General features: G+C 56.4%; 2 rRNA genes. Both read right to left on the bottom strand.

Annotated features, from left to right (window positions below):
* Window positions 1–11 precede the first annotated feature (11 nt).
* A 5S ribosomal RNA gene (gene rrf, locus MWC30_RS21620) occupies window positions 12–128 on the bottom strand.
* A gap of 71 nt (window positions 129–199) precedes the next feature.
* Window positions 200–1,059: ribosomal RNA gene (locus tag MWC30_RS21615) — 23S ribosomal RNA — on the bottom strand; the annotation flags it as partial.

The following is a 1,059-nucleotide window of genomic DNA, read 5'->3' as shown; positions in this document are numbered from 1 at the left end:
AAAAAGGGATGGGGCGGCGGCGCCCTACTCTCCCACGCAGTCACCCACGCAGTACCATCGGCGCAGAGGAGCTTAACGACCGTGTTCGGGATGGGAACGGGTGTGACCTCCTCGCTGTAGCCACCGCCCCAAAGTGGAGATGGGGTCAAAAACTGAACAGGGGTTTAGTTGAACCTGGCTTCAATCGGTTGCCTTTAGGATGGTCAAGCCGCACGGCCAATTAGTATCGGTTAGCTCAACACATTGCTGTGCTTACACACCCGACCTATCAACCTCGTAGTCTACGAGGGGCCTTCAGCCCGGATTGCTCCGGAGGGGAATTCTCATCTTGGGGTGGGCTTCCCGCTTAGATGCTTTCAGCGGTTATCCCTTCCGAACTTAGCTACCCAGCGATGCCCCTGGCGGGACAACTGGTACACCAGTGGTTCGTCCATCCCGGTCCTCTCGTACTAGGGACAGATCCCCTCAAAATTCCTGCGCCCACGGTAGATAGGGACCAAACTGTCTCACGACGTTTTAAACCCAGCTCACGTACCGCTTTAATCGGCGAACAGCCGAACCCTTGGGACCTGCTCCAGCCCCAGGATGCGATGAGCCGACATCGAGGTGCCAAACAACCCCGTCGATGTGAACTCTTGGGGGTTATCAGCCTGTTATCCCCGGCGTACCTTTTATCCGTTGAGCGACGGCCCTTCCATTCAGAACCGCCGGATCACTAAGACCGACTTTCGTCCCTGATCGAGATGTCTCTCTCACAGTCAGGCTCCCTTATGCCTTTACACTCTACGCCCGGTTTCCAATCGGGCTGAGGGAACCTTCGCGCGCCTCCGTTACTTTTTTGGAGGCGACCGCCCCAGTCAAACTACCCACCAGGCACTGTCCCCGAGGAGGATCACTCTTCAAGGTTAGAATTCTAAACGCATAAGGGTGGTATTTCAAGGACGGCTCCGCGAGAGCTGGCGCTCCCGTTTCATCGCCTCCCACCTATCCTACACATACACGCCCAAAATCCAATGCCAAGCTATAGTAAAGGTGCACGGGGTCTTTCCGTCTAGCCGC

Source organism: Desulforhabdus sp. TSK (assembly GCF_022836495.1).
In the GTDB taxonomy this organism is placed as follows: domain Bacteria; phylum Desulfobacterota; class Syntrophobacteria; order Syntrophobacterales; family Syntrophobacteraceae; genus Desulforhabdus.
This window is presented reverse-complemented; position numbering and strand designations above follow the sequence as displayed.